Origin of the sequence: Actinomycetospora aurantiaca (assembly GCF_037401875.1) — a bacterium.
Classification (GTDB): Bacteria; Actinomycetota; Actinomycetes; order Mycobacteriales; family Pseudonocardiaceae; genus Actinomycetospora; species Actinomycetospora aurantiaca.
The window spans coordinates 135,540-160,707 of record NZ_JBBEGN010000007.1 but is presented as its reverse complement, the minus strand read 5'-3'; the positions used below and the strand labels follow the sequence as shown (position 1 = coordinate 160,707).

At 73.1% G+C, this 25,168-nt stretch carries 28 protein-coding genes; 19 read left to right on the top strand and 9 right to left on the bottom strand.

The window, feature by feature from the left end:
• On the bottom strand, positions 1-708 hold the full coding sequence (locus WCD74_RS16130) for a hypothetical protein (RefSeq protein ID WP_337695880.1): 708 nt from the start codon (positions 706-708) through the stop codon (positions 1-3).
• A gap of 103 nt (positions 709-811) precedes the next feature.
• Between WCD74_RS16130 and WCD74_RS16125 the strand changes: the two genes are divergently transcribed.
• Genes WCD74_RS16125 through WCD74_RS16110 form a run of 4 tightly spaced genes read left to right on the top strand, consistent with a single transcriptional unit; the run spans position 812 to position 4,518 of the window.
• Positions 812-1,726 (top strand): catechol 2,3-dioxygenase, encoded by a 915-nt coding sequence (locus WCD74_RS16125; protein WP_337695879.1) that lies wholly within the window; start codon positions 812-814, stop codon positions 1,724-1,726.
• Positions 1,727-1,737: 11 nt separating this feature from the next.
• The gene (locus WCD74_RS16120) at positions 1,738-2,685 is read left to right on the top strand and encodes a catechol 2,3-dioxygenase (RefSeq protein ID WP_337695878.1); all 948 of its coding nucleotides are present in this window, start codon (positions 1,738-1,740) and stop codon (positions 2,683-2,685) included.
• Complete coding sequence (locus tag WCD74_RS16115; protein WP_337695877.1) at positions 2,685-3,710, top strand: histidine phosphatase family protein; 1,026 nt, start codon at positions 2,685-2,687, stop codon at positions 3,708-3,710. The genes WCD74_RS16120 and WCD74_RS16115 overlap by 1 nt, the downstream gene beginning before the upstream one ends.
• Position 3,711: 1 nt before the next feature.
• A complete protein-coding gene (locus WCD74_RS16110) occupies positions 3,712-4,518 on the top strand; it encodes an IclR family transcriptional regulator (RefSeq protein WP_337695876.1) in 807 nt (268 codons plus the stop codon).
• An 89-nt stretch (positions 4,519-4,607) separates the two neighbouring features.
• On the opposite strand, the gene WCD74_RS16105 is transcribed toward WCD74_RS16110, so the two are convergent.
• The 4 genes from WCD74_RS16105 to WCD74_RS16090 all read right to left on the bottom strand — a co-directional run bounded on the left by WCD74_RS16105 (position 4,608) and on the right by WCD74_RS16090 (position 6,248).
• On the bottom strand, positions 4,608-5,039 hold the full coding sequence (locus WCD74_RS16105; protein WP_337695875.1) for a hypothetical protein: 432 nt from the start codon (positions 5,037-5,039) through the stop codon (positions 4,608-4,610).
• Positions 5,040-5,149: 110 nt separating this feature from the next.
• Entirely contained in the window at positions 5,150-5,746 is a 597-nt protein-coding gene (locus WCD74_RS16100) for a nitrile hydratase subunit alpha (protein WP_337695874.1), read from the bottom strand.
• A complete protein-coding gene (locus WCD74_RS16095) occupies positions 5,743-5,982 on the bottom strand; it encodes an SH3-like domain-containing protein (RefSeq protein ID WP_337695873.1) in 240 nt (79 codons plus the stop codon). Before WCD74_RS16095 ends, WCD74_RS16100 begins: the two co-directional genes overlap by 4 nt.
• Before the next feature lie 26 nt (positions 5,983-6,008).
• Complete coding sequence (locus tag WCD74_RS16090; protein ID WP_337695872.1) at positions 6,009-6,248, bottom strand: hypothetical protein; 240 nt, start codon at positions 6,246-6,248, stop codon at positions 6,009-6,011.
• A 110-nt stretch (positions 6,249-6,358) separates the two neighbouring features.
• Here WCD74_RS16090 and WCD74_RS16085 point away from each other — a divergent pair, with 110 nt between their 5' ends.
• The 4 genes from WCD74_RS16085 (at position 6,359) to WCD74_RS16070 (ending at position 10,256) form a co-directional block, all read left to right on the top strand.
• Positions 6,359-7,189, top strand: coding sequence for a TetR/AcrR family transcriptional regulator (locus WCD74_RS16085; protein WP_337695871.1), 831 nt, complete (start codon positions 6,359-6,361; stop codon positions 7,187-7,189).
• A gap of 5 nt (positions 7,190-7,194) precedes the next feature.
• The gene (locus WCD74_RS16080) at positions 7,195-8,076 is read left to right on the top strand and encodes a beta-keto acid cleavage family enzyme (protein ID WP_337696009.1); all 882 of its coding nucleotides are present in this window, start codon (positions 7,195-7,197) and stop codon (positions 8,074-8,076) included.
• Positions 8,073-8,987 (top strand): 3-hydroxyacyl-CoA dehydrogenase NAD-binding domain-containing protein, encoded by a 915-nt coding sequence (locus WCD74_RS16075; RefSeq protein ID WP_337695870.1) that lies wholly within the window; start codon positions 8,073-8,075, stop codon positions 8,985-8,987. The genes WCD74_RS16080 and WCD74_RS16075 overlap by 4 nt, the downstream gene beginning before the upstream one ends.
• A 123-nt stretch (positions 8,988-9,110) precedes the next feature.
• Positions 9,111-10,256, top strand: a complete 1,146-nt coding sequence (locus WCD74_RS16070; RefSeq protein WP_337695869.1) for a cobalamin-independent methionine synthase II family protein — start codon at positions 9,111-9,113, stop codon at positions 10,254-10,256.
• Here WCD74_RS16070 and WCD74_RS16065 read toward each other — a convergent pair.
• Positions 10,253-11,272 (bottom strand): maleylacetate reductase, encoded by a 1,020-nt coding sequence (locus WCD74_RS16065; protein ID WP_337695868.1) that lies wholly within the window; start codon positions 11,270-11,272, stop codon positions 10,253-10,255. The two genes, WCD74_RS16070 and WCD74_RS16065, sit on opposite strands and share 4 nt — an antisense overlap.
• A 59-nt stretch (positions 11,273-11,331) precedes the next feature.
• Between WCD74_RS16065 and WCD74_RS16060 the strand changes: the two genes are divergently transcribed.
• The 7 genes from WCD74_RS16060 to WCD74_RS16030 all read left to right on the top strand — a co-directional run bounded on the left by WCD74_RS16060 (position 11,332) and on the right by WCD74_RS16030 (position 17,549).
• Positions 11,332-12,414, top strand: a complete 1,083-nt coding sequence (locus tag WCD74_RS16060) for an SDR family oxidoreductase (protein ID WP_337695867.1) — start codon at positions 11,332-11,334, stop codon at positions 12,412-12,414.
• Positions 12,415-12,464: 50 nt separating this feature from the next.
• On the top strand, positions 12,465-13,664 hold the full coding sequence (locus tag WCD74_RS16055) for an acyl-CoA dehydrogenase family protein (protein WP_337695866.1): 1,200 nt from the start codon (positions 12,465-12,467) through the stop codon (positions 13,662-13,664).
• A gap of 117 nt (positions 13,665-13,781) precedes the next feature.
• Positions 13,782-14,780: a pseudouridine synthase gene (locus WCD74_RS16050; RefSeq protein ID WP_337695865.1), complete on the top strand. Its 999-nt coding sequence runs from the start codon at positions 13,782-13,784 to the stop codon at positions 14,778-14,780.
• A 31-nt stretch (positions 14,781-14,811) separates the two neighbouring features.
• Complete coding sequence (locus tag WCD74_RS16045) at positions 14,812-15,321, top strand: 2'-5' RNA ligase family protein (protein ID WP_337695864.1); 510 nt, start codon at positions 14,812-14,814, stop codon at positions 15,319-15,321.
• A gap of 4 nt (positions 15,322-15,325) precedes the next feature.
• Complete coding sequence (locus tag WCD74_RS16040) at positions 15,326-16,348, top strand: NAD(P)H-dependent flavin oxidoreductase (protein WP_337695863.1); 1,023 nt, start codon at positions 15,326-15,328, stop codon at positions 16,346-16,348.
• Between the two features lie 62 nt (positions 16,349-16,410).
• Positions 16,411-16,938, top strand: coding sequence for a hypothetical protein (locus tag WCD74_RS16035; protein WP_337695862.1), 528 nt, complete (start codon positions 16,411-16,413; stop codon positions 16,936-16,938).
• Positions 16,935-17,549, top strand: a complete 615-nt coding sequence (locus tag WCD74_RS16030) for a hypothetical protein (RefSeq protein WP_337695861.1) — start codon at positions 16,935-16,937, stop codon at positions 17,547-17,549. Before WCD74_RS16035 ends, WCD74_RS16030 begins: the two co-directional genes overlap by 4 nt.
• Positions 17,550-17,595: 46 nt before the next feature.
• Here the strand turns inward: WCD74_RS16030 and WCD74_RS16025 are convergent, their stop codons facing one another.
• Positions 17,596-17,871 carry a hypothetical protein gene (locus WCD74_RS16025; protein ID WP_337695860.1) on the bottom strand — a complete coding sequence of 92 codons (276 nt, stop codon included), beginning with the start codon at positions 17,869-17,871 and terminating at the stop codon, positions 17,596-17,598.
• Positions 17,872-17,915: 44 nt separating this feature from the next.
• Between WCD74_RS16025 and WCD74_RS16020 the strand changes: the two genes are divergently transcribed.
• Both WCD74_RS16020 and WCD74_RS16015 read left to right on the top strand, forming a co-directional pair.
• Positions 17,916-18,503 (top strand): TetR/AcrR family transcriptional regulator, encoded by a 588-nt coding sequence (locus WCD74_RS16020; RefSeq protein WP_337695859.1) that lies wholly within the window; start codon positions 17,916-17,918, stop codon positions 18,501-18,503.
• A gap of 9 nt (positions 18,504-18,512) precedes the next feature.
• A complete protein-coding gene (locus WCD74_RS16015; RefSeq protein ID WP_337695858.1) occupies positions 18,513-20,330 on the top strand; it encodes a glycoside hydrolase family 15 protein in 1,818 nt (605 codons plus the stop codon).
• Here the strand turns inward: WCD74_RS16015 and WCD74_RS16010 are convergent.
• Together WCD74_RS16010 and WCD74_RS16005 are read right to left on the bottom strand one after the other, a co-directional pair.
• Positions 20,293-20,826, bottom strand: coding sequence for a hypothetical protein (locus WCD74_RS16010; RefSeq protein ID WP_337695857.1), 534 nt, complete (start codon positions 20,824-20,826; stop codon positions 20,293-20,295). The genes WCD74_RS16015 and WCD74_RS16010 overlap by 38 nt on opposite strands.
• A gap of 148 nt (positions 20,827-20,974) precedes the next feature.
• On the bottom strand, positions 20,975-21,130 hold the full coding sequence (locus tag WCD74_RS16005) for a hypothetical protein (RefSeq protein WP_018333901.1): 156 nt from the start codon (positions 21,128-21,130) through the stop codon (positions 20,975-20,977).
• A gap of 189 nt (positions 21,131-21,319) precedes the next feature.
• Here WCD74_RS16005 and WCD74_RS16000 point away from each other — a divergent pair, with 189 nt between their 5' ends.
• Positions 21,320-21,856, top strand: coding sequence for an NUDIX domain-containing protein (locus tag WCD74_RS16000; RefSeq protein WP_337695856.1), 537 nt, complete (start codon positions 21,320-21,322; stop codon positions 21,854-21,856).
• 65 nt (positions 21,857-21,921) lie between these two features.
• The gene (gene icmF, locus WCD74_RS15995; protein ID WP_337695855.1) at positions 21,922-25,155 is read left to right on the top strand and encodes a fused isobutyryl-CoA mutase/GTPase IcmF; all 3,234 of its coding nucleotides are present in this window, start codon (positions 21,922-21,924) and stop codon (positions 25,153-25,155) included.
• The last annotated feature ends 13 nt before the right edge of the window (positions 25,156-25,168 follow it).

Sequence of the window (25,168 nt, the reverse complement as noted above, 5' to 3'; positions counted from 1 at the left end):
TCACACCGCTCCCGCGGTCCCGGCCGGTGAGCCGCCGAGGGCCGCGACGAGCACCCGGCGCACCGCGTCGGGGTCCGGGGCGGAGCCCGCCGCCAGCGCGGTGTCGACCGCCTCCCCCACCGCGGCATCGTGCGGCGCGATCGCGCGGGCGAGCAGGACCTGGGCCCGGGCGAGTCCGGCGACGGACGCACCCTGCATCTCGTCGACCAGCGCCCCCCGGCCCCGGGCCCGCGAGCGCAACGAGTCGAAGTCCCGTGCCGCGGCGGAGTGGCCGGCCGCGAGCCCGGAGCCGACGTGACCGGCGTGGTGCGGCGACAGACCGGAGCCGGGCTGGGTGACCACGTGGTAGAGCACGGTGGAGATGCCCAGCGTGCCGCGGACCTCGTCGGGACGGGCCCGCTCCCCCTCGTCGATCAGGCCGAGCGCGGGCAGCACCACCGGGTCGTAGAACCGGACCGCCCACTCCATGCCGTCGAGCGAGCCGGGGAGCTCGACCTCCTCGCCGCGCAGCGGCCCGAGTGGCTCGGTGGTGGCGAGGACGTGCAGGTTGCGCGCCCCGGCCGCGACGACGGTGAACGGGCCGGCCGCGAGCAGCGGCATCCGCCCGCGGACCGCCGGCGGGAACGTCGCGGCCTGGGTCGCGTAGGCGGCGTGGATGCCCTCGACGTACCCCGCGACGGCCCGGCGCATCGCCATCGGGTCGGCCACGGCACCTCCTCGGGAGCGTTCCGACCTCCGGAACGGCAGCTCTTCTCCCCGGAACGCTAGGGCGGTTAGCGTCGTGACGTCAAGCACACTGGAGGCATCGCAGATGGGCATCCTTCGCCTCGCACACGTCGACGTGCGGACCCCTGACCTCGACCTCTCGACGGCCTACTACACCGAGGTCATGGGCCTGCAGCAGGTGCAGCGCACCGAGGACGCGGTGTACCTCAAGTGCTGGGACGAGGAGGACCACCACTCGCTGCGGATGCGCTACCACCCGCGCACCGGGATGGACTCGTTCACGTTCCGGGTCGAGGCCGAGGACGACCTCGCCGACTTCGAGAACCGGGTCGAGGCGTACGGCTGCCCGACCACGCGGGTCAGTCGCGGCGAGGCCGTCGGTCAGGGCGAGTCGCTGCGCTTCGAGGTGCCCAGCGGCCAGATCATGGAGCTGGTCTGGGACATCGAGAAGACCGGCAACCTCCTCGGCAAGCACAACCCGTCGCCGACCCCGCCGCCGGACCTGCCCGGCATCGCGCCCCCGCGCATGGACCACATGCTGGTCAACGCCGAGGAGGTCGCGGAGTCGGCCCGGTTCTTCATCGACGTCCTCGGACTGCGGATGACCGAGCAGGTCCTCGACGGCAACGGCCACCAGCTCGGCGTCTGGCTCGCCGGGCGCACGAACTCCCCGCACGACATCGCGATCGTCAACGGTCCGAACGGCGCCCTGCACCACTGGGCCTACTGGCTCGACGACTGGGACCACATCCGCCAGGCCGCCGACACCCTGGCCTTCAACGGCGTGCAGATCGACCAGGGCCCGACGCGCCACGGCGTCACCCGCGGCAACACCATCTACTTCTTCGACCCGCTCGGGATCCGCAACGAGGTCTTCACCGGCGGCTACTGGGTCGACCCCGACACCGAGATCCTCACCTGGACCGAGGACAACTTCGGCAAGGGCCTCTTCTACTACGAGAACGTCGTCAGCCAGCGCTTCCTGCGCATGCACACGTGAGGGGTCACCCGATGCCGAACGGTTCCAGTTCCGACCGCATCCTGCGGCTCCAGCACGTCGAGGTCCGCGTCCCCGACCTCGAGCTCGCCACCGCCTACTACACCGAGGTGCTCGGCCTGATCGAGACCGCGCGCGACACGACGGACGACGCGTCTGCTCGCGTTTTTCTCAAGTGCTGGGACGAGCGCGAGCACCACTCGGTGATCCTGCGGTCCGCGCCGACCCACGGCCTGGACCACCTCTCGTTCAAGCTGCACGCGCCCGAGGACCTCGACCACTTCACGACGAAGCTCGAGGCGGCCGGGGTGCCCGTCAAGCGCTTCGCCGCGCGCGAGCTCGGTCCGGGCTGGGGCGAGGCGATCCGGTTCGAGGCGCCGTCCGGGCACCTCGTGGAGCTGACCCACGGCACCGAGCGCATCGGCAACATGCTGCCGATGCAGAACCCGCCGCCCCGTCCGCAGGACCTGGTGGGGATCGCGCCGCCGCGCCTGGACCACGTGTTCCTCATGGCCGAGGACGTCGAGGCGTTCACCGCGTTCTTCCGCGAGCTGCTCGAGTTCCGGCTCACGGAGCAGATCCTCGCCAACGACGGGCACCAGCTCGCGACGTTCCTGGAGCACTCGCACACCCCGCACGACATCGCCGTCATCACCGGTCCGAACGGCGCGCTGCACCACTTCGCGTTCTGGATGGACGACTGGAACGGCATCCGCGACGCCGCCGACACGCTCGCCTACCACGGGGTCCCGATCGACGTGGCCCCCACGCGCCACGGCGTCACCCGCGGCTACACCACCTACTTCTTCGACCCCGCCGGCAACCGCAACGAGCTCTTCACCGGCGGCTACTGGGTCGACCCGGACTTCGAGCCCATCACCTGGACCGAGGAGGAGATGGGCCGGGCGATCTTCTACTACCACCGCCAGGTCAACGAGCGCTTCTTCACGGTGCACTCCTGATGGCGCGCGACCCGCGGTCCGTGGACCGCTACGAGACGCCGGACTACCTGTCGCGCTACCGGTCCCGGCGGCAGGGCCCGGGCGCGGAGGCACCCGCCGACGACGGGACGCCGCTCTACCTGCGGCGCTTCCGGGAACGGACCACGGAATCGTCGGGAACGGAGACGTCCGTCGTCCACGACGGCGAGCGCTTCACCCCGGCGCTGGCCGAGGCCAGCCGCGGCAAGGAGATCGCCGCGCCGATCGAGCGCAAGGCGTCCGAGAAGATCGTCTGCGAGATCTCGATCATCCGGCACGGGATCACGCAGGGGTACTCGACGGACTCCGGACTGACGCCGATGGGGGCCTGGCAGGCGCACCGGCGCGGCCACGAGCTGGCACGGCGCTGGTCGGACGGCGACCGGGTGCTGCTCGTGTGCGCGGACACCAACCGCGCCCGCCAGACCGCCGACCAGCTCTTCCGCGGCGCCAAGGACGGCCTGTCGATGTGGGGCATCGACGCGGAGATCACCGACAAGGAGCCGATCGCCGAACTGCGCAACTTCGGGGTCTGGACCCCGGACGGGCTGCGCGACGTCACCTCGGCGTTCCGGCAGTACCAGGCCACGAACGAGACGCTGGAGCGGCTCGCCGTCGGGGACCGGCCGCGGTGGCTCGTCGAGATCGACCGGTTCTACCGGACCCAGCTGGGCGGGGCGGACCCGATCCAGGAGTGGCTGACGATCCCGATGATGTACTTCGAGCCGCCGGCAATGTGCGTGCGGCGGTTCTGGCGGGGCTTCCACCGGTTGATGACCCTCGAGCCGGAGCAGCCCTACGACCGGATCCTGGCCGCGACGCACTCCGGCCCGATGCGCGCGTTCGCCACCTGGGCGCACGGCTACGACCCCGGCGAGCCCCTCAACACCGAGGAGATCCGGGTGAAGATGCGCGAGGGCGGGCGCACCGCGTTCGTCTCCTACCGGAATCGGGTCACCGAGGTGAACGTGCCTCCGCCCGACGAGTTCCCGAACTGGGAGGCGTGAGATGACGGTGCTGCCGTTCACCCCGATGGTCCCGGAGGACTCGCTCGACGACTCGCCGTTGCGGTCGGTGTCGACCGCGGTTGCGGTCCTCGACTGCTTCACCGCCGAGCCCGAGCTCGGCGCGACGAAGGTCGCGGCGCGGCTGGGGATCGCGAAGTCCACCGCCTGCCGGATGCTCGCCGCCCTCGCGGCAGGCGGGCTGCTGGAGAAGGCCGGGTCGGGCCGGTACCGGCTGGGCCTCCGGCTGTTCGAGTACGGGCAACTCGCCGTCGACCGGCTGCTGCTGCGCGAGGTCGCGATGCCGTTCCTGGGCGAGCTGCGGGAGACGGTGCGGGAGACCGTGCAGCTGGGCGTGGCGGTGGGCACCGACGTGCTGTACCTGGAGCGGCTGGAGACGGCGGGCGCGGGGCTGCGGTTCCGCACGGACTACCACCGGAACCCGGCGCACTCGTCGTCGATCGGCCGGGTCCTCGCCGCCTCCGACCCGTCCCTGGTCGCCGCCATCCTGGAGCGCGGCCTGGAGCGGCGGACACCGTTCACCGTCGTGGACCCGCTGCGCTGGCGCCGGACCCTGGTCCAGACCCGCGAGCAGGGCTACGCCACGTGCCGGGACGAGTACGACCAGGGCTGGTCGTCGATCGCCGCCCCGATCCTCACCGGGACGGCGGGTCGCCGGCGGGCGGTCGCGGCGGTGTCGGTGGTCGGCGCGACCTCCCGGATGCTCGGGCCGCGCAAGCCCGCCGTCGTGCAGGGGGTGCGCCGGGCCGCGGAACGGATCACGGTCGAGCTGGTGCGGGCGAGCTCGTAGGTCCCGGGGCACCTCCCGGTGCCAGCAAAGCCCTATCGGCGTGCTCCCTTGAATTGCTTGCAGACCCAGCGCCAGGAAACCCGGCACCGTCAGCGGGCGGATCGGGACAGCCCGACCGCCGCCCCGAGCGCAGCGAGGCACATCGTCCCGGCGAAGAGGTTGGGATCGAGGCCGAGCACCTTCGGGGTGTCGAACTCCTCGTCGACCAGCTCCGTCCCCGGGAACGCCGCCGCGCCGTACATCCCGAGCCACGGGGTGGAGGAGATCGCCGCGGCCGCGAGGAGGTTGCGGTCCGGGTCGCCGCGGCGGGTCGTGACGAGGCGCAGCGTGATCCCGCCGAGCAGCATGCTCATGACGATGTACTGCGCGTCGTGGAACTTCGCGTGCCCGGGCCAGCGCGGGTTCCCCAGGTGCTGCCGCGCGGTCTCGGGGACGAGCGCGTCCGCCGCCAGCGCCCCGCCCGCCGTCACGGCGCCCACGACGCCCACGAGCGCCCGGGCCGCCGTCCTCCGCTTGCCCATGCGTCCTCCTCCGTCCGGCCGGCCACGCTGACGGTGCCGGATTCTCTGGCACTCAACGCCAGCAATTCAACGGAGCACGCCGATAGGGCATTGCTGGCACCCGGAGGGTGCTACGGGACCGCCACGCCGATCAGGCAGTCCCGGGTGACCAGGTCGAGCTGCTCGTCCTCGGAGAGCTGCTCGGCACCCTCGGGCGGTACCGGCACGACGAGGTAGCGCGCCTCGGCGCTGGCATCCCAGACGCGGACCTCGACGTCGTCGGGCAGCACCGTCCCGAACTCGGCGAGCACGCCGCGCGGGTCGCGCACCACCCGCGAGCGGTAGGCCTCGGACTTGTACCAGGCGGGCGGCGGCCCGAGCCACGCCAGCGGATAGCACGAGCAGAGGGTGCAGACGACCACGTTGTGCACCTCGGGGGTGTTCGCCACGGCGTGCAGGTGGATGTCCGAGGAGTAGCCGCCACCGGCGATCCCGAGCTCGGCGGCGGCCGCTCCGGCGTCGGAGAGCAGCCGGTCGCGGTACGCGGGGTCGTTCCACGCCCGGACCACCATCAGCGCCCCGTTCAGCGGCGACACCGACGTCCCGAGCAGTTCGATCCGCCGGTCGATCTCCTCCCGGTCGACGATGCCGCGCTCCTCGGCCAGCGCCAGCAGCACGTTCACGCGGGCCTGCAGCTCGCCGTTGCGATGGTGCCCGGACCCGCTCATGCCCGCTCCAGGTACGTCTCGAAGAGGTCGACGTGCACCGTGTCGCGCGGCCCGGCGTCGGGGCCCCACAGCTCGGTGCCGGCGAACGCCACCGTCCAGATCGTCTCCCGCCGCGCGCCGGACCCGACCGCCGCGGCCTCGTCGGGAAAGCGCCCGTCCCCCACGGACCGCACGACGACCCCGCTCCGCCCACGCACGTACGACGGCGCGCGATTGTGCCCAGGAGGGTTGATCACACGCACCCGCACGCGGTCGCCGACGTTCACGGCAGCAGCCGTTCGACCGCGGTCAGCCAGCGCTCGTAGTACGGCATGTCGTAGTACTCCCCCGGCGGGATCCGCTCCATGACGTGCCGGAACTCGTCGAGCGTGTAGACGCCCGCGGCCACGCACGCCTGGTTCAGCGCGAAGATCTGCGCCTCCCACACGGACTCGAACCCGTGCCCCTCCTCGGGCAGGTCGCCGAACCCGTGCATCCCGCCGACGTCGTTCGCGTAGGCCACCTCCCGAGTCTCGCGAGGGGAACCCCCGACCACAAGAGCCGTCGAGTCCTCCGACTGATTCGTCAGTCAGACTTGCGATTCACGCAAGGGTGGCTCTACCGTCGGGCTCGATGGACGACGACGCGGTACGGCGGCGGGTCCGGGCGGCGGTCGACGCGGCCGGTTCCCGACGGCGGGTGGCGACGGCCGTCGGACTCGACGAGACGAAGCTGTCGAAGTCCCTGGCGGGTCGACGGCGCTTCGCCGCCGACGAGCTCGGCCGTATCGCCGACCACACCGGTGTCGAGCTCACCTGGCTCCTGCGCGGCGACGGCGACGGGCCGGTCACGGCCGGGACGGACCTGATCGCCCGCCGACCGGACCCCGACGACGCGCGCAAGCGCATCCTCGATGCCGCCTGGACGCTCATCGCGCGGCGCGGCTACCACCGGGTGCGGATCGCGGACGTCGCCGAGGCCGCCGGCACGAGCACCGGAGGAGTCCACTACCACTTCGCCGACAAGGACGCCCTGCTCGACGAGGCCCTGCGCCACAACGTCGAGCTGGCCCACGACCGTCAGGCCCGCGCCCTCGCCGCGATCGCCGATCCCGTCGAGCGTCTGGAGACGCTCCTCGACCTGCAGATGCCCGACGGCCCGGTGCTCGAGCCGGAGTGGTCGATCTGGATGCAGGTGTGGGTCGAGGCGGTGACCGAACCCAGGCACCGCGACCTCTACGCCCGCGGCCAGGACCGCTGGTTCCGCACCGTGCTGATGACGCTCGAGGCCGGAGCCGAGGCGGGGGTGTTCAGAGGCGGCGACCAGACGGTGCGCGCCCGCCAGCTCACCGCGCTGGTCGACGGTCTCGGCGTCGGCGTGATGACCGGCGCCTCCACCGCGGCCGACATGCGCGCCGCCCTCCACGACTTCGTCGCACACGCCATCCGGAAGGACGACCGATGAGACCGATGAACCGCCGCGTGGTGATCACGGCCGCGCTGACCGGCGCCGCCGACTCCCCCGGCAAGAGCCCGCACGTCCCGGTGACGCCGCAGCAGATCGCCGACGACGCGGTCGCCGCGGCGAGGGCCGGTGCCGCGGTCGTCCACGTGCACGTGCGGCACCCCGAGACCGGCATCCGTTCCCGCGACGTCGCCCTGTACCGCGAGGCCGCGGGCCTGATCCGGGCCGCGGACGTCGACGTCGTCCTCAACCTGACGGCGGGCATGGGCGGCGACCTCGTCGTCGACGCCGACGACCCGCTCAAGCCCGTCGACGGCACCGACCTGGTCAACCAGCACGACCGGATGCCGCACATCGAGGAGCTGCTCCCCGACATCGGCACGCTCGACTGCGGCTCCTACAACTTCGGCGACGGCCAGGCCCTCTACGTCTCGACGACCGACATGCTCCGCGAGGGGGCGAAGCGCTTCCAGGAGCTCGGCGTGAAGCCGGAGCTGGAGGTCTTCGACACCGGCCAGCTGTGGTTCGCGACGGTCCTGCGCGAGGAGGGCCTGATCGACGCGCCCGGCCTGTTCCAGCTCTGCATGGGCGTGCCCTACGGCGCGCCCGCCGATCCGGGCCTGCTCGCGGCGATGGTCAACCTCCTCCCCGACGACGCCGAGTTCACCTCCTTCGCGCTCGGCCGCGACCAGCTGCCGTGGGTCGCGCAGTCGGTGCTGCTCGGCGGGCACGCGCGCGTCGGGCTGGAGGACAACCTCTACCTCTCGCGCGGGGTCAAGGCGACGAACGCACAGCTCGTCCAGCGGGCGGTGACGATCATCGAGTCGCTGGGGGCGTCCGTCGCGACGCCCGACGAGGCCCGCGAGACGTTCGGGCTGCACCGGTGATCGCCTGCATCGGCGCCGGCGTCATCGGCGGCGGGTGGGCCGCCTACTTCCTCGCGCAGGGCCACGACGTCGTCGCCTGGGACCCGGGTCCCGACGCGGAGGCCCGGCTACGGCGCATCGTCGAGGCGGCGCGGCCGGCGCTGAACTCCCTGGGCCTCCCCGACGAAGGGTGGGGCGGATTGCGCGTCGCCGGCTCGCTGGAGGACGCCGTGCGGGACGCGGAGTTCGTGCAGGAGTCGGCACCCGAGGACCTGGAGCTGAAGCGGTCGCTCCTCGCGGACCTGGCCGCGGCGACCGGTCCGGGCACGATCGTCGCGTCGTCGACCTCGGGCTTCCCGATGACGGACATGGCCGTGCGCGCCGCGGACCCGTCGCGGCTCGTCGTCGGGCACCCGTTCAACCCGCCGTACCTGATCCCGCTGGTCGAGGTGGTCGGCGGTGAGGCGACCGCACCCGCCGTCGTGAAGGCTGCGGCGGAGTTCTACCGGTCGATCGGCAAGTCGGTGATCGAGATGGACCGGGAGGTCCCGGGCTTCGTCGCGAACCGGCTGCAGGAGGCGCTCTGGCGCGAGGCGCTGCACATGGTGGCGAACGGCGAGGCGACGGTCGACCAGATCGACGCGTCCATCACCGAGGGTCCGGGGCTGCGCTGGCCGGTCCACGGCCCGTGCCGGACGTTCCACCTGGCCGGCGGCGAGGGCGGCATGGCGCACATGCTCGACCACTTCGGCCCGTCGCTGCAGGCCCCGTGGACGCGTCTCGAGGCGCCGGAGCTGACGCCCGAGCTGCGGGACGCGATGGTGGAGGGCACCGCGACGGAGCGGTCGTTCGCCGACCTGGTCGCCGAGCGCGACCGCGCGGTCATCGCCATCCGCCGGGCCGTCGAGGGAGCAAGATCCGGTTCCAGGTAGCGGACCGATCGGTCCTCGCCCCACTTCGCGCGGCGGAACGAGATCTTGTCGGGGATCCGCCGCGTTCCCGACCCGCGAACACGGCGCTGCCCCCGACGACCGGCGCTTCCTAGCGTCGCGGGCATGCAGCGCAGCGCAGAGCGGATCCTCACCACCCACGTCGGCAGCCTCGCGCGTCCGGAGGCGCTGCTGGACACGATGCGGGAGAAGGAGCACGGCCGCCCGTACGACGAGGCCGGCTTCGCGAAGCAGGTGACCGAGGCGGTGCGCGACGTCGTCGGGCGGCAGGTCGAGGCGGGCCTGGACGTCGTGACCGACGGCGAGATGGGCAAGGTCAGCTTCGCGACCTACGTCCAGGACCGGCTCGACGGCTTCTCCCCCTCGAGCGGGGAGAAGCTGCTCCCGCCGTCGTGGAAGCTCGAGATCGACGCCTTCCCGGAGTACTACGAGCAGTACCTCGGGAAGTACTCGAAGACCGTGGCCCCGATGGTGACGGTGGCCTGCGTCGGCCCGGTCTCCTACACCGGCCAGGACCAGCTGCGCACCGACATCGAGAACCTGCGGGCCGCGCTCGTCGGTGTCGAGTACACCGAGGCGTTCCTACCCTCGACCTCGCCGCGCGGCTTCGGCCGCAACGAGTTCTACGCGACCGACACCGAGTACTACACGGCGGTCGCCGAGGCGCTGCGCGAGGAGTACCTGGCGATCGTCGACGCCGGGTTCCTGCTGCAGATCGACGACCCGTGGCTGATCGAGATCCTGTCCGACCCGGCGCTCACGCCCGAGGAGCGGCAGCAGACCGCCGCCGAGCACGCCGACATCGTCAACCACGCGCTGCGCGACATCCCGACCGAGAAGATCCGCCTCCACACCTGCTACGGCCTCAACCACGGGCCGCGGGTCCACGACATCACGATGGCCGAGGTCGCGGGCCCGATGCTGGCGATCCGGGCGGGGGCGTACTCGTTCGAGGTCGCGAACCCGCGTCACATGCACGAGTGGACGATCTGGCAGGACGACCGCCTGCGCCGGCAGCTCGGCGACGCGGTGCTCGTCCCCGGCCTGCTCGGGCACGCCCAGAACTACGTTGAGCACCCGGAGCTGGTCGCAGAGATGCTGCGCCACTACGTCGACGCGGTCGGGCGCGAGCAGGTCATCGCCGGCGCGGACTGCGGCTTCTCCTCCCGGGCGAGCTACCAGCCCGAGGTGCACCCCACCGTCGTGTGGGAGAAGTTCCGGGCCCTCCGCGCGGGCGCGGATCTCGTCTAGGGCCGCTCGCCCGCCCACGCCCGGCCCAGGAGCGCCCGGAGGCCGTCGCGGGTCAGCTCGGCCGGGTTCGGATAGGGGGTCCCGACGGCGAGCTCGGCCGCGCGGTCGAGGTCGGCCTCGGCCAGGCCGAGCTCGCGCAGGGAGGTCGGGCCACCCGCTGTCGTGACGAGGTCGAACACCCCGCGCGGGGCGTCCTCGACGTCGAGCGCCTCCGCGATCCGGCGCATCGCCTCCGGGGCCGCCGCGACGTTGTAGGCCATCGCGTGCGGCAGGACGACGGTGTGGGTGGGTGCGTGCGGGAGGTCGAACGAGCCGCCCAGGGTGTGGCAGAGCTTGTGGTGCAGCGCCATCCCGACCGACCCCAGGCACGTCCCCGCCAGCCACGCCCCCTGGAGGAGCTGCTCCCGGTCCCCCGAACCACGCAGACCGGCGGCCAGCCGCCGGACGGCATCGAGGGCGAGCAGGTCGACGACCGGGTTCGCCTGCGGGGAGTAGAGCGCCTCCACGGCGTGCGCGAGGGCGTTGACGGCGCTGGTGACGGTGACGTCGTGCGGGAGCGAGCGGGTGAGGTCGACGTCGTAGATCACGGTCTCGGGGAGGATGTCGGGCGAGGTCCGCGTCGTCTTGACGCCGTCCGCCGTCTCACCGAGGACGGGGGTCACCTCGGAGCCGGAGTAGGTGGTGGGGACGATCACCTGGTCCACGCCGGTGCGTACGGCCAGCGCCTTGGCCAGCCCGGTCGTCGAGCCGCCGCCGACGGCGACGACGCAGTCGGCGCCCGCGTCGCGCAGCACGGCCAGGGCCTGCTCGGTCACCTCGACCGGGGTGTGCATGACGGCGCCTCCGAACGCCCCGACGGCGAGCTCCCCCAGCACGCCCTCGACGCGCTCCCGGTGGCGCTCGCCCGCCACCACCAGCACGCGCGACCGGCCGATCCGCTCGACCTCCTCGGCGAGCAGGCCGAGGCTCCCGGTGCCGAACACGACGCGGGCGGGCTGGGCGGTGTAGACGAACACACCTCCTTCTACCGCAGACGTCACGGGTTCGACCGGACCGGTCCGGGCACCCGCGCGGCATGCACGCGCTCTCCCGCCCCCTGATCGTCGGCGTCACCGGTATCGCGGGCCACGCCCTCGCCGAGCGACTCTCCGTCCGCGGGGGCCACGTCCTCGGGCTGTCCCGACGCAGCTCGTCGCCGGTCGCGGAGGTGGAGGGCCTGCACGCCGACCTCACCGACGCCGACGCCCTCCGCGACGCGATCGCCGGCACCCGTCCGACCTCGGTCTTCCTCACCGCCTGGGCGCGCCAGGACTCCGAGGAGGAGAACATCCGGGTCAACGGCGGGATGGTGCGCGACGTCCTCGCGGCCGCCGGCGCCGAGGGCACGGTGCAGCACGTCGCCCTGATGACCGGCCTCAAGCACTACCTCGGGCCGTTCGAGGCGTACGGCCAGGGCACGCTGCCGGAGACGCCGTTCGTCGAGACCGAGCCGCGCCTCGACGCCCCGAACTTCTACTACGCGCAGGAGGACGAGCTGTTCGCCGCGGCGCGCGAGCACCGGTTCTCGTGGAGCGTGCACCGGGCGCACACGGTGGTCGGCTACGCGGTCGGCAACGCCATGAACATCGCCTCCACCCTGGCCGTCTACGCCGCGCTGTGCCGGGAGACCGGCCGACCGTTCACCTTCCCGGGCTCGCGGCAGCAGTGGGAGGGCCTCACCGACATGACCGACGCCGGGCAGGCCGCCGAGCACATGATCTGGGCGACGGACTCGCCGTCGGCGCACGACCAGGCGCTGAACGTCGTGAACGGCGACGTCTTCCGCTGGCGGTGGATGTGGCCGCGCCTGGCCGAGCTGCTGGGTGTCGAGGCCGAGGGTTTCGACGGCACGGTGCGGCCGCTGGAGGAGCAGACCGCGGGGCTCGGCGACGTGTGGGCGCGGATCGCGGAGCGGGAGAACCTCGTCGAGTCCGACCTCGACCGCGTCGCCTCGTTCTGGCACACCGACGGCGACCTCGGCCGCGACATCGAGTGCCTCACCGACATGTCCCGCTCCCGCCTCGCCGGGTTCACCGGCTACGTGCGGACCCTCGACGCGTTCGCTGCCGTGTTCGACCGGCTCGCCGCCGACCGCATCACCCCGCACGTCCGGACGTGACGCGCGCCCGCCCGGGTGCGGCAGGGCTCGTCGTCGGGAATGAGGACCTCATGACCTGGAGCCGGAAGAACCTCGAGGGCGTCGAGACGCTGGCGCCCGCGGCGAGCGTGTACCTCACCCCGGAGCGCGCCGAGCTCCAGGCGACCGCGCGGCGGTTCGCGATGGAGGAGGTCCTCCCGGTCGCCGACGAGCTCGACCCGCAGCGCGGCGAGATCCCCGACGAGCTGCTGGACCGGCTCGCCGAGCTCGGCTACTTCGGGATCATGATCGACCGCGAGCACGGTGGGCTGGGTCTCGGCGTGCTCGAGTACGCGCTGGTCTGCGAGGAGCTGGCGCGGGCGTGGATGAGCGTCGCGAGCATCATCGCCCGCGGCAACGGCACCGGGTGTGCGGGCCGGCCGGACCTGCTGGCGCGGTCGGCACGTGGCGAGTGGATCGGCGGGATCGCGTTCTCGGAGCCGAGCGCCGGGTCGGACCTGGCGAACGTCGGGTGCTCGGCCGAACGCGACGGCGACTCCTGGGTGCTGACGGGAACGAAGCGGTGGGTCGGGCACGCGAAGCGCGCGGACTTCCTGCACCTGCTCGCCCGCACCCGGGACCCGCGCGAGGGGCACGGCCGCTCGGACGGGCTGGAGCTGTTCCTGGTGGAGAAGTCGCGCGGGTCGTTCCCGGCGGGTGTGAGCGGGACGCCCATCGACAAGATCGGCTACTACGGCCTGACGACCTGGGAGCTGCAGCTCGACGGGCTGCGGGTGCCGGCGGACGCGCTGCAGGACACCGGGCAGGAGGAGGGCCAGGGGTTCAAGGAGTCGCTGCGCTGGCTCGGGCCGGCGCGGGTGCAGACGGCGGCGCGGGCGGTCGGGCTGGCGCGCGGGGCGGTGGAGGACGCGATCGCCTACGTGAAGCAGCGGGTCCAGTTCGGGCACCCGATCGGCGACCAGCAGGTGATCCGGCACGCGCTCGCGGACATGGCCGCCGAGGTCGAGGCCGCCCGCCAGCTCTACCTGCACGCGGCGTGGCTGGTGGACGGTGGCGTCGCGGCGGACGTCGAGACCTCGCAGGCCAAGCTCGTCGCCTCGGAGACCGCGGAGCGCGTCACGTCGCGGGCCCTGCAGATCTTCGGCGGCAACGGCTACACCACGGAGTACTCCGCCGAGCGGTACTGGCGCGACGCCCGGCTGACCACGATCTTCGAGGGCACGTCGGAGATCCAGCGCAAGATCGTCTCGGACGCGCTGCTCGCCGACTGAGCGAAGGGCACGTTCGGTCGTATAGACGGGCCGTGGGCGCCCATCGCCATGTGGCGCCCCGATGGGCGGTGGGCGCCCCCGGGCGGATAGATCGAGCGGACGGCCCCTTCGCTCACAATGGGGGCCGTGCGTCCCCCGCCGTCCCTGCCGCCCCGCTTCGGGCTCGACCCGGCGCGCATGCGGCTGCCGGTGTCCGAGCAGTGGGCGACGATCCGCGACCACGTGGTGACCCGGGTCCCGCTGCCGGCCGCACAGGTCGACGCCATGTTCGCCGCCGGACGGTTCCACGACGCCGAGGGCCCGCTGCCGATCGACGCGCCCTACGTCAGCGGCGGGTCGGTGTGGTTCCACCGGGATCTTCCCGACGAGGCCGCGGTGCCGTTCGGCATCGACGTCGCCCACGTCGACGACCGCGTGCTCGTGGCCGACAAGCCGCACTTCCTCGCGACCATCCCGCGCGGACGGCACGTGCGGGAGACCGCGCTGGTGCGGCTGCGCGACGAGCACGGCCTGCCCGACCTCTCCCCCGCCCACCGCCTGGACCGGGTCACCGCCGGCCTGGTGCTGTTCGTCGTCCGGCGGGAGGACCGGGGGGCCTACCAGAACCTGTTCCGCGACCGCCGCGTGGCGAAGACCTACGAGGCGGTGGCGCCGTACCTCCCCGGGCTGGAGTCGACGGTCGTCCGGTCCCGGATCGTCAAGGAACGCGGCATCGTCACCGCGCGGGAGGTCGGCGGCGAGCCGAACGCGGAGACCCTGGTCGAGGTCCTCGAGCACCGCGACGACCCGCTCCTGGGCCCGGTCGCCCGCTACCGCCTCACCCCGCGGACCGGCCGCACGCACCAGCTGCGGCTGCACCTGTGCTCGCTCGGCATCCCGATCCTGGGCGACCCCTTCTACCCGGAGCTGCGGGACGTCGCGCTGGACGACTTCCGCACGCCGCTCCAACTGCTCGCACGCACGCTCTCCTGGCCCGACCCTCGGACCGGGGAAGCCGTCACGGTGCACTCGGGGCGCCGGCTCCACGCCTGGGACGACCCGGCGGGCTGGCTCGCGGGCCCGTCGCCGAGTGCGACAGCAGGCAGGTCCGACGGCCCCCGAACCTGCGTCACGTAGCAGTCGGTGAGGCAGCGGGTACCTCCCGACGGTGCCCGACCCGCTGATCGTCTCCGCCGTCCTCGCCCCCGACGCCCAGGACGAGCTCGACGCCCTGCGCCGGCGGTACTTCCCCCCCGACCGGCTGCACGTCGGCGCGCACGTGACCCTGTTCCACGCGCTGCCGGGTCACCTGCTCGACGACGTGCGCGCGGCCCTGGCCAGGGCGACCCGCCGGAGGCCGCCGCCGATCCGGGTCGACGAACCCTTCCCGATGGGCCGCGGGGTGGGGCTGCGATTGCGCTCGCGGGAGCTCGAGGACGTCCGCGAGGAGATCGCCCGGCCCTTCCGCGACGACCTGACCGACCAGGACGCACGCCGCTGGCGCCCGCACGTGACGATCCAGAACAAGGTCACGCCCGACGAGGCCCGGCGCACGTTGGAGACCGTCCGGGAATCGCATACGCGCCGCGACACCCACGTCGAGACGCTGGCCCTGTGGCACTACCGTGGCGGCCCGTGGGCGGCGGCGGGCGAGTACCGGTTCGGCGATCCGGCATGACGCGGTGAGCCCTCGCCTCCCGATCGTCGCGGCCCCGATGGCGGGCGGCCCGTCGACCCCGGCGCTCGTCGCGGCGGTCGCCGAGGCGGGCGGGTACGGCTACCTCGCCGCGGGCTACCTCACCGCCGACGCGCTCGCCGCCCGGCTCGCCGAGCTGCGGCAACGCAGCGACGCCCCGTTCGGGGTGAACCTGTTCCTGCCCGACCCGACCGGCCGCACCCGTCGTCGCGACGAGGCCGTGGGCGCCTACGGACGCCGGCTCGCCCCCGAGGCCGAGGCGGTCCACGTCGAGCTGGGTGACCCGCACCCCGCCGACGATCCCGACGACGGGCCCGGGCTCGACGCGAAGATCCGGGTCCTCGTCGCGGACCCGCCGGACACGATCGGCCTGACCTTCGGCCTGCCCGACCCCGACCGCCTCGCCGCGCTCCGCGCGACCGGCGCCCGGCTCGTCGCCACCGTCACGAGCCCGGAGGAGGCCGAGGCCGCCGAGCGGCTCGGCCTGGACGGCCTCGTCGTGCAGGGCACCGACGCCGGCGGGCACCGGGGCACGCACCGCGTCGCGGACGAACCGAACGACGACGACACCCTGGACCTGCTGATCGCACTCCGGCCGCGGACGGGGTTGCCCATGATCGCCGCCGGCGGCGTCGCCGACCGGGCCGGGGTCCGCCGGGCCCTCGAGGCGGGTGCGACGCAGGTCCAGCTGGGCACCGCCTTCCTGCGCACCGACGAGGCCGGCACCTCCACCACGCACCGCGACGCGCTCGCCGACCCCGAGTTCTCCGGCACCACCGTCACCCGGGCCTTCACCGGCCGGGCGGCCCGGGCGCTGACGAACCGGTTCGCCGTCGAGCACGGGCCCGCCGCGCCGGCCGCCTACCCCGAGCTGCACCACCTGACCCGGCCGCTGCGCACCGCCGCGGCGAAGGCGGGCGACGCGTCCCGGCTGCACCTGTGGGCCGGGGTGCACTTCCGGCGGGCGGCCGAGGGCCCGGCCGCCGAGGTGGTGCGCGGGCTGGTCTGACCGGGTGCTTCCCGCGGTGATCGATCGGGTACCTGCGCCGCGCCGAGTGGGAGGGAGAACCCATGTCCGACGGTGCCGATCCGAGCGACACCAGCAAGACCGAGCGTGCGGGCCAGCGGCTCGCGGGCGCCGTGAAGAAGGCGGCCGGGAGCGTCACGGGCAACGACGCGCTGCGCGCCGAGGGCGAGCTCCAGTCCGAGCAGGCCGACCGCACGAAGGAGGCGCAGCGCGCCGAGCAGCACGCGCAGCAGAAGCGCGAGGAGGCCGAGGCCGAGGCCCGCGCCGAGGAGCTGCGGGTCGAGCGCGAGCGGCTGGCCGCCGAGGACGCGCGGGCGGAGCGCGAGGAGCGCGCCGAGGCGCAGCGGGATGCCGAGGCACAGCGCGCGCAGGCCGACACCGCCGCGAAGGAGCAGGCCGTGTCGCAGGCGACGCGGGCCCGCGAGCAGCAGACGCGCCGTGACGAGGCCGAGGCCGTGCGCGAGCGGGGCGAGGCGGAGGGTCGCGTCCGCGACGAGGAGGTCCGCGCCGAACGGGCCCGGACCTCGGCCCGGACGCTCGAGCAGGTCGAGCAGGTCGAGGAGGACCGATGAGCAACCCCGTGTCCGCGGTGGCCGGACCCGTCATCTCGCTGGGCTTCGGCGTCGCCCGGCTGCCGGTCGGTCTGCTGGCGCAGATCACCGGCAACGGCCGCAATCCCGAGTTCGGTCCCTCGCTCGCCATCGACGGCCTCGAGGCGGGGGTGCGGCAGGTGGTCGGATCACTGCTCGGCGACCCGGACCTCGCGCGGCAGGGCGAGGTCAAGGACGCGCGCGTGCAGCAGCGGACGGAGGCCGCGGAGCGCGAGGAGGCCGCGCAGGCCCGCCGCCAGGTCGCCGACGACCGTCTCGAGCAGCGGCGCGAGGCCGACCAGCAGGCCCGTCGGCAGGCCCGCGAGCAGGAGAAGGCGCAGCACGAGAAGCTCGAGGAGGAGAAGCGCCGCCGCGAGCAGCAGGCGAAGGAGCGCGAGCAGCAGCGCAAGCAGGACGCGAAGCGCGAGGAACAGCGGCGCCAGGAGATCGCGGACGAGAAGGCGCACGAGGCGAAGCGCACCCGCGTGCAGGCCGAGACCGAGGCGGTCGAGGCCGAGCGCGAGGCCGCGGCCCGCAAGGCGGAGGCCCTCGGCACCGCCGAGGCGGCCGACGCCGCCCGCGAGCAGCGCTGAGGTCGGGGGCCGGCGGAGCCACGCGGCCCCGCCGGCTCCCGCCGGTTCAGGCCGGGGTGCGCTCCTCGAGGTCGACCCACGCCCCGTCGCCCCGCCGGACCTGCGCTCGCAGCAGTTCGCCGACCATACCCGAGACGACGGCGACGACGACCTCCCGGCCGCCGATGGTCGCGCGCAGTTCCTTCTCGCCGTAGAACACGCGACCGGCGTCCACCTCCGCGCCGTCGACGAACAGGCGCACCGCGTTGAGCACCACCTTCCGCCGGTCGAACTCGATCTCGACGAGACGCCCGTCCACCTCGGTCCCGAACCGTGCCGCCACCGCACCCGCCCCCTCGTTCCGATAGTGCGGGTAACGTAACCGAGGTGCCCCGTCCCCGCGACCCCGACATCGACCGCGCCGTGGTCGACGCCTGCGTCGCCCTGCTCGACGAGGTGGGCCGGGCGGGGCTGACCCGGGCCGCCGTCGCCCGGCGGGCCGGGGTGAGCCTCCCGGCGGTCAACCGGCGGTTCGACGACGTCGACGACATCCTGCTCGCGGTGGCCTCGACCCCCGGCCACGTCGATGAACAGGACGCGGCGGAGGACCTCCGCGCCTTCCTCGTCCGCACCCTGCGGCGCATGGCGCGGACGTTCGCCGCCGGTGGCGTCCGCCGGCCCGCCGCCGAGCTGCTCGCCGCCTCGGCCGGGGACGAGCGGATCGAGAAGGCCTTCGGCGCCGCGCTCGCCGACGTGCGCGCCACCGGGACCGCCCTGGTCCTCCAGGCCCAGGCCGAGGGCGCCGTCGCCGCGGACGTCACCCCCGACCTCCTGCTGGACCTCGCCATCGGCGCGCCCTACTACCGCCTGCTCTGGCGGGGCGAGGCGATCGCCGTCGCGGACGTGGAGCCCCTGGTGGACACCGTGCTGCGCGGGTGCGCACCGCCACCGGGTAGGACGCCCGGCGGCGGGTAAGCACCGGACATGCTGGCCATCGAGGACCACGGCGTGATCGGCGACCTGCGGACGGTCGCGCTGGTCGGCACCGACGGGAGCATCGACTTCGCGTGCCTGCCCGACTTCGACTCGCCGGCCGTGTTCTCGGCGCTGCTCACCGAGGACGGCGCCCGGGCCGAGCGCAGCGCGTTCACCGTCCGGCCGGGGTCGTGCACGCGGACCAAGCAGCTCTACCTGCCCGACTCCAACGTCCTGATGACCCGGTTCCTCGACGCGACCTCCGTCGCCGAGGTCGTCGACCTGATGGACCCCGACGGCGACGACGGGAGGCGCCCGCTCGTCCGGACGGTGCGGGTGGTCCGCGGCCGGCAGAGCTTCACCGTCCGGTGCGCGCCCGCGTTCGACTGGGCGCGGGTGCGGCACACCGTCGAGATCGTCGACGGGGTCGGTGCGGTCTTCCTCCCCGACGACGGGAGCGGCGCACTCGTGCTGCGGGTGTCGGTCCCGCTCCGGGTGGTCGACGACCCGGACGCGACCGGACCCGCCGTCGTCGCGGAGATCGACCTCGGCGCCGGCGAGGGAGCGGACTTCCTGCTCGCGTGGCACGACGAGCCCCCGGGCCGCGACGACGTCCGCCCCCTCGACGAGCACGAGGCCGCCCGCGTGCGCGACGCGACGCTGACCTACTGGCAGCGCTGGCTCGCGCGGTCGAACTACCAGGGGCGCTGGCGGGAGATGGTGCACCGCTCCGCGCTGCTGCTGAAGCTGATGGTCCACGACCCGACCGGCGCCCTGATCGCCGCGCCGACGGCCGGGCTGCCCGAGGAGATCGGCGGGGAGCGCAACTGGGACTACCGGTACGCCTGGCTGCGCGACGCCGCGTTCACCTCCTACGCGCTCATGCGACTCGGCTTCGTCGAGGAGGGCCGGTCGTTCCTGGCGTGGCTGGAACAGCGGATGGCCGAGGCCGACGACACCTCCGGGCTGCTGCCGGTCTACACCGTGCACGGGGCCCCGCCGCCCGGGGAGGTCGAGCTGGACCACCTGTCGGGCTACCGCGGGTCGCGCCCGGTCCGGATCGGGAACGCGGCCGGGTCGCAGCGCCAGCTCGACACCTACGGCGAGGTGATGGACTCGGTCTACATCGCCAACAAGGAGACGCCGATCTCCTACGACCTGTGGACCCGCGTGCGCAGCTCGCTGGAGTGGCTGGACCGCAACCGGCACCTGCCCGACCAGGGACTGTGGGAGTCCCGCGGCGAGCCGCAGTTCCACACCTACTCCCGGGTGATGGTGTGGGTGGCGTTCGAGCGCGCGCTGCGGCTGGCCCGGCAGCGCGGGCTGCCCGCGCCGGTGGAAGCGTGGGAGTCCGCCGCCGCCGAGGCCTACGAGGAGGTGCAGCGCGACTGCTGGGACTCCCGCCTCGGCACCTACACGCAGTTCCCGGGCACCGACCAGGTCGAGGCGGGCCTGCTGATCCTGCCGCTGGTGAAGTTCTCCGGGCCCACCGACCCGCGCTTCCTCTCCACCCTCGCACGCATCGAGGACGACCTCGTCGTGGACTCCCTCGTCCAGCGCTACCCGCCCGACGGCTCGGACGGTCTCGACGGCGAGGAGGGTACGTTCAACCTGTGCTCGTTCTGGTACGTCGAGGCGCTCACCCGGGCGGGGCGCCTCGAGGCGGCCCGCAACGTGCTGGAGAAGGCCTTCACCTACGCCAACCACGTCGGCCTGTTCGCCGAGGAGCTCTCCGCCTCGGGTGAGCAGCTGGGCAACTTCCCCCAGGCGCTGACGCACCTGGGGCTGATCAGCGCCGCGGTGAACCTGGACCGGTCGATGGGGTGAGCGCAGGGTCGGGCGCGCGGAACCACGCGTTCGACGCGGGGGCGAACAGCAGGACCAGGACGCCGGCGTTCAGCGCGACCCCGATCACCGGCAGGAGCACGGTGAACGCGACGAGGCTGAACAGCAGGGCGATCAGCAGTCCCATGCCGGCGAGGACCGCGAGCACGACGCGGGCGGCGGCCCCACCGGCCCGCACCCGCCACGCGAGCAGGACCCAGCCCGCGTCCGCGAGGAGGGTGCCCCCGACGACGACCGCGGCCGCGATCGCGCCCTCCGGCGGGCGGGTCGACACCGCGAGGAGGATCAGTCCGAGGATGCCCGCGCCGGCGAGCGCGGCCAGCGCCTGGGCCACGGCGAGCCAGAAGACGGCCTCGACGACGGCGGGACGGCCCGGCGGCGCACCGGCGGACGGGGCCCGGGGTTCCAGGGCCGCCACGGGCAGCACCGTGGTCGCGTCGAAGGTGGAGTGCCGGCCGGAGTACGCAGGAAGAGTCATGGGACGACGATGACGCTGCGTAGCCCGGGAGGGAAGGAAGCTAGCGGCAATCGCCATGAAGTACTACGGAGGGTGACACGCCCGCCCGTCCCCCTCGCCGGGGACGGGCGTTCGCGTCAGGTCGATCCGGGTGCCCCCGCGCCCGGGTCTAGAAGAACGTCTTGCGACCACCCACGCCGCGCCCGACGGCGCCCAGGATGGTGAGGATCAGGCCGACGACCACCAGGATCCACCCGATGTAGGTCAGCACCGAGATCGGGACGATATACCCGACGATCAGCAGGATGATGCCGAGGATGATCATGACACTCCCTCGTGTAGGCCCGGCCGGTCGGCCGGGGACAGCGAAGTACCCGAGCGTCACGTGAGGCACACACAAGGTCCACATATCACCGCAACGGGTGATGGCGCTTCTGACGAGGGGTCGTCGCTTGAGACAGACGTGGCCGGAGTGACTCCCGCCGACAGCTGGGCCACCCATGAGGTGACGACCGTGTGGGGGGCTCCGCTGACGGTCACCACCGACGACGACGACGCCGGGATCCGCGTCGACCTGCACGACGTCACCGCCCCCGAGGGCGACCGGTTCGACTACCCGGTGGTCCACCTGCCGAGCGTGGGCGTGGCCCTGGTGGTGCGGGACGCGCAGGTGCTGATGCTGCGCACCTACCGCTACCCGGTGGGCCGGTACGGCTGGGAGCTGCCGGGCGGTGGCGTCGACGGGGCCGAGGACCCCGGTGTCGCGGCCGCCCGCGAGGCGGCCGAGGAGACCGGGTGGCGCCCGGTCGGGCCGGGACGGGAGCTGATCGCCTTCGACCCGCTGCCAGGGGGCGTCGTCAGTCGCGTGCACGTGCACCTGTGGACCGACGCCGAGCCCAGCGACGAGCCCCTGGACCGGCACGAGCCCGGGCGGGCCCGGTGGGTGCCGGTCGACGACGTGGTGCGACTCGCGGCCGCCGGCGAGCTGCTGGGCTCGGGGACCCTCGTCGGGCTGCTGCAGTACGTGGCGGAGGGCACTCGCGATTACTAGGACGTCCTACTAATGTGCCGGGGGTACCGCTCCGCACCCCGTCGACGACCGAGGACGATCCGCACATGGCCGAGTCCGAGCTGCACGTACCGAGCAACCCGATCCGGGTGGTCACCGCGGCCAGCCTCTTCGACGGGCACGACGCGGCGATCAACATCATGCGGCGCATCCTGCAGCGCCAGGGCGCCGAGGTGATCCACCTCGGGCACGACCGCTCGGTGGACGACGTGGTGTCCGCGGCGGTCGAGGAGGACGCGCACGCGGTGGCGATCAGCTCCTACCAGGGCGGGCACGTCGAGTACTTCACCTACCTGGTGGACCTGCTGCGCGAGCGCGGCGCCGGGCACGTCCGCGTCTACGGCGGGGGCGGCGGGGTGATCGTCCAGCGGGAGATCGACCAGCTGCACGCCCACGGCGTCGCGCGGATCTTCTCCCCGCAGGACGGCCAGCAGCTCGGCCTGCCCGGGATGATCAACACGATCATCCGCGAGTGCGACGAGGACCTGTCGGCCACGGCGCCCTCGTCCTGGGAGGGCCTGTTCACCGGGGAGCGCGCGGTCGTCGCGCGCGCGGTGACGATGGCCGAGGCCGGCGTGCTGCCCGACGAGGTGCGGGAGCGGATCGAGGCCGCGACCACCGAGCGCAGCGTGCCGGTCCTCGGCATCACCGGCACCGGCGGCTCCGGCAAGTCCTCGCTGACCGACGAGCTCGTGCGCCGCACCCGCATGGACCGCGAGGACAAGCTGAAGGTGTCGGTGCTGGCCGTCGACCCGACCCGCCGTCGGGGTGGCGGGGCGCTGCTCGGCGACCGGATCCGGATGAACGCGCTGGGCGGCCCCGTGGCGTTCCGGTCGCTCGCCAACCGCGGGTCGGGCACGGCACTGCCGGAGCGTCTCGCGGACGTCCTCGCGGTGCTCCGTGCCTCGGGCGCCGACCTGGTGATCGTCGAGACCCCGGGCATCGGCCAGGGCGACGCGGGCATCGTCGAGTTCGCGGACGTCTCGCTCTACGTCATGACGCCGGAGTTCGGTGCGGCCTCCCAGCTCGAGAAGATCGACATGCTGGACTTCGCCGACGTCGTCGCGATCAACAAGTTCGAGCGTCGCGGCGGCGACGACGCCCGCCGCGACGTCGCCCGCCAGATCGTCCGGAACCGTGACGCGTGGGGCGCGAACTGGGAGGACATGCCGGTCTACGGCACCTCCGCCGCCACCTTCCACGACGAGGGCGTCACCGCGCTGTACGGCAAGCTCGTCTCGCTGCTGGCGGACAAGGGGCTCCCGGAGGGGGCGGGGCACCTCGAGATCCCGGACACCGCGGTCTCGACGTTCGCCGGCTCGGCCATCCCCGCCGACCGCGAGCGCTACCTCGCCGACGTCGCGGGCACCGTCCGGGCCTACCACGCGCAGACCGACGAGATGGTGGTCGCGGCCCGCCGTCGGGCGGCGCTGCGCGCGGCCGCCGAGGCCCTGGGCGACCGGGACGCCGGCGAGCTGCCGGCCGTGCTCGAGGAGGCCGAGCGCGCGCTGCCGCGCGAGGCCGCCGACCTGATCGACGGCTGGGAGCAGACGAAGGAGGACTACGCCGGCGACGACCTCGTCGTGCACGTCCGGGACAAGGAGCTGCGGACGCGGCTCACGCGGGAGACGCTGTCCGGCTCGAAGGTCAATCGGGTGTCGCTCCCCCGGTTCACCGACGAGGCCGAGGTGCTGCGCTTCCTGCGCGCGGAGAACCTGCCGGGGCACTTCCCGTTCACCGCGGGCGTGTTCGCGTTCAAGCGCGAGGGCGAGGACCCCGCCCGCATGTTCGCCGGCGAGGGCGACGCCTTCCGCACCAACCGGCGCTTCCACTACCTCTCCGAGGACTCCCCGGCCAAGCGGCTGTCGACGGCGTTCGACTCGGTCACCCTCTACGGCCGCGACCCGGCCACTCCCCCGGACGTATACGGCAAGGTCGGCACCTCCGGGGTGTCGATCGCGACGCTCGACGACATGAAGGTGCTCTACTCCGGGTTCGACCTGACGTCGCCGACCACGAGCGTGTCGATGACGATCAACGGGCCGGCCCCCACGGTGCTCGCGTTCTTCCTCAACACCGCGATCGACCAGGTCGTCGACACCTACCGCTCCGAGCACGGCGAGGAGCCCTCGGAGGAGAAGCGTGCGGAGCTCGTCGCCCACGCGGTGGCGAACGTCCGGGGCACCGTGCAGGCCGACATCCTCAAGGAGGACCAGGGCCAGAACACCTGCATCTTCTCGACCGAGTTCTCGCTGCGGATGATGGCCGACATCCAGGAGTGGTTCATCGCGCACAAGGTGCGCAACTTCTACTCGGTGTCGATCTCCGGCTACCACATCGCGGAGGCCGGGGCGAACCCCATCTCGCAGCTCGCCTTCACGCTGGCGAACGGCTTCACCTACGTCGAGTCCTACCTCGCGCGCGGCATGGACATCGACGACTTCGCGCCGAACCTGTCGTTCTTCTTCTCCAACGGCATGGACGCCGAGTACTCCGTGATCGGCCGGGTGGCCCGCCGCATCTGGGCCGTCGCGATGCGCGAGCGCTACGGCGCGAACGAGCGCTCGCAGAAGCTCAAGTACCACGTCCAGACGTCGGGTCGGTCCCTGCACGCGCAGGAGATGCAGTTCAACGACATCCGCACGACGCTGCAGGCGCTCTGCGCGCTGTACGACAACGCCAACTCGCTGCACACCAACGCCTACGACGAGGCCGTGACGACCCCGTCGCAGGAGTCGGTGCGCCGGGCGCTCGCGATCCAGCTGATCATCAACCGCGAGTGGGGGCTCTCGCTCAACGAGAACCCGCTGCAGGGCTCGTTCGTGATCGAGGAGCTCACCGACCTCGTCGAGGAGGCCGTGCTCACCGAGTTCGACCGGATCGCCGAGCGCGGCGGCGTCCTGGGCGCGATGGAGACCGGCTACCAGCGCGGCAAGATCCAGGACGAGTCGATGCTCTACGAGGGCCGCAAGCACGACGGCTCGCTGCCCATCATCGGCGTCAACACGTTCCTGCCGCCGGCCGACGCCGAGCAGGAGGCGCCGGAGCTGGAGCTCTCCCGGGCCACCGAGGAGGAGAAGACCTCCCAGCTCCAGCGCCTCGACGACTTCCAGGCCCGCCACCAGGGCGGGTCCGCCGAGGCGATCCGCCGCCTGCAGGAGGCGGCGACCAGCGGCGAGAACGTGTTCGCCGAGCTGATGAACGCCGCCCGGGTCTGCTCCCTGGGCCAGCTCACCGACGCGTTCTTCGAGGTGGGCGGGCAGTACCGGCGCAGTATGTGAGCTTCGCTCAGGT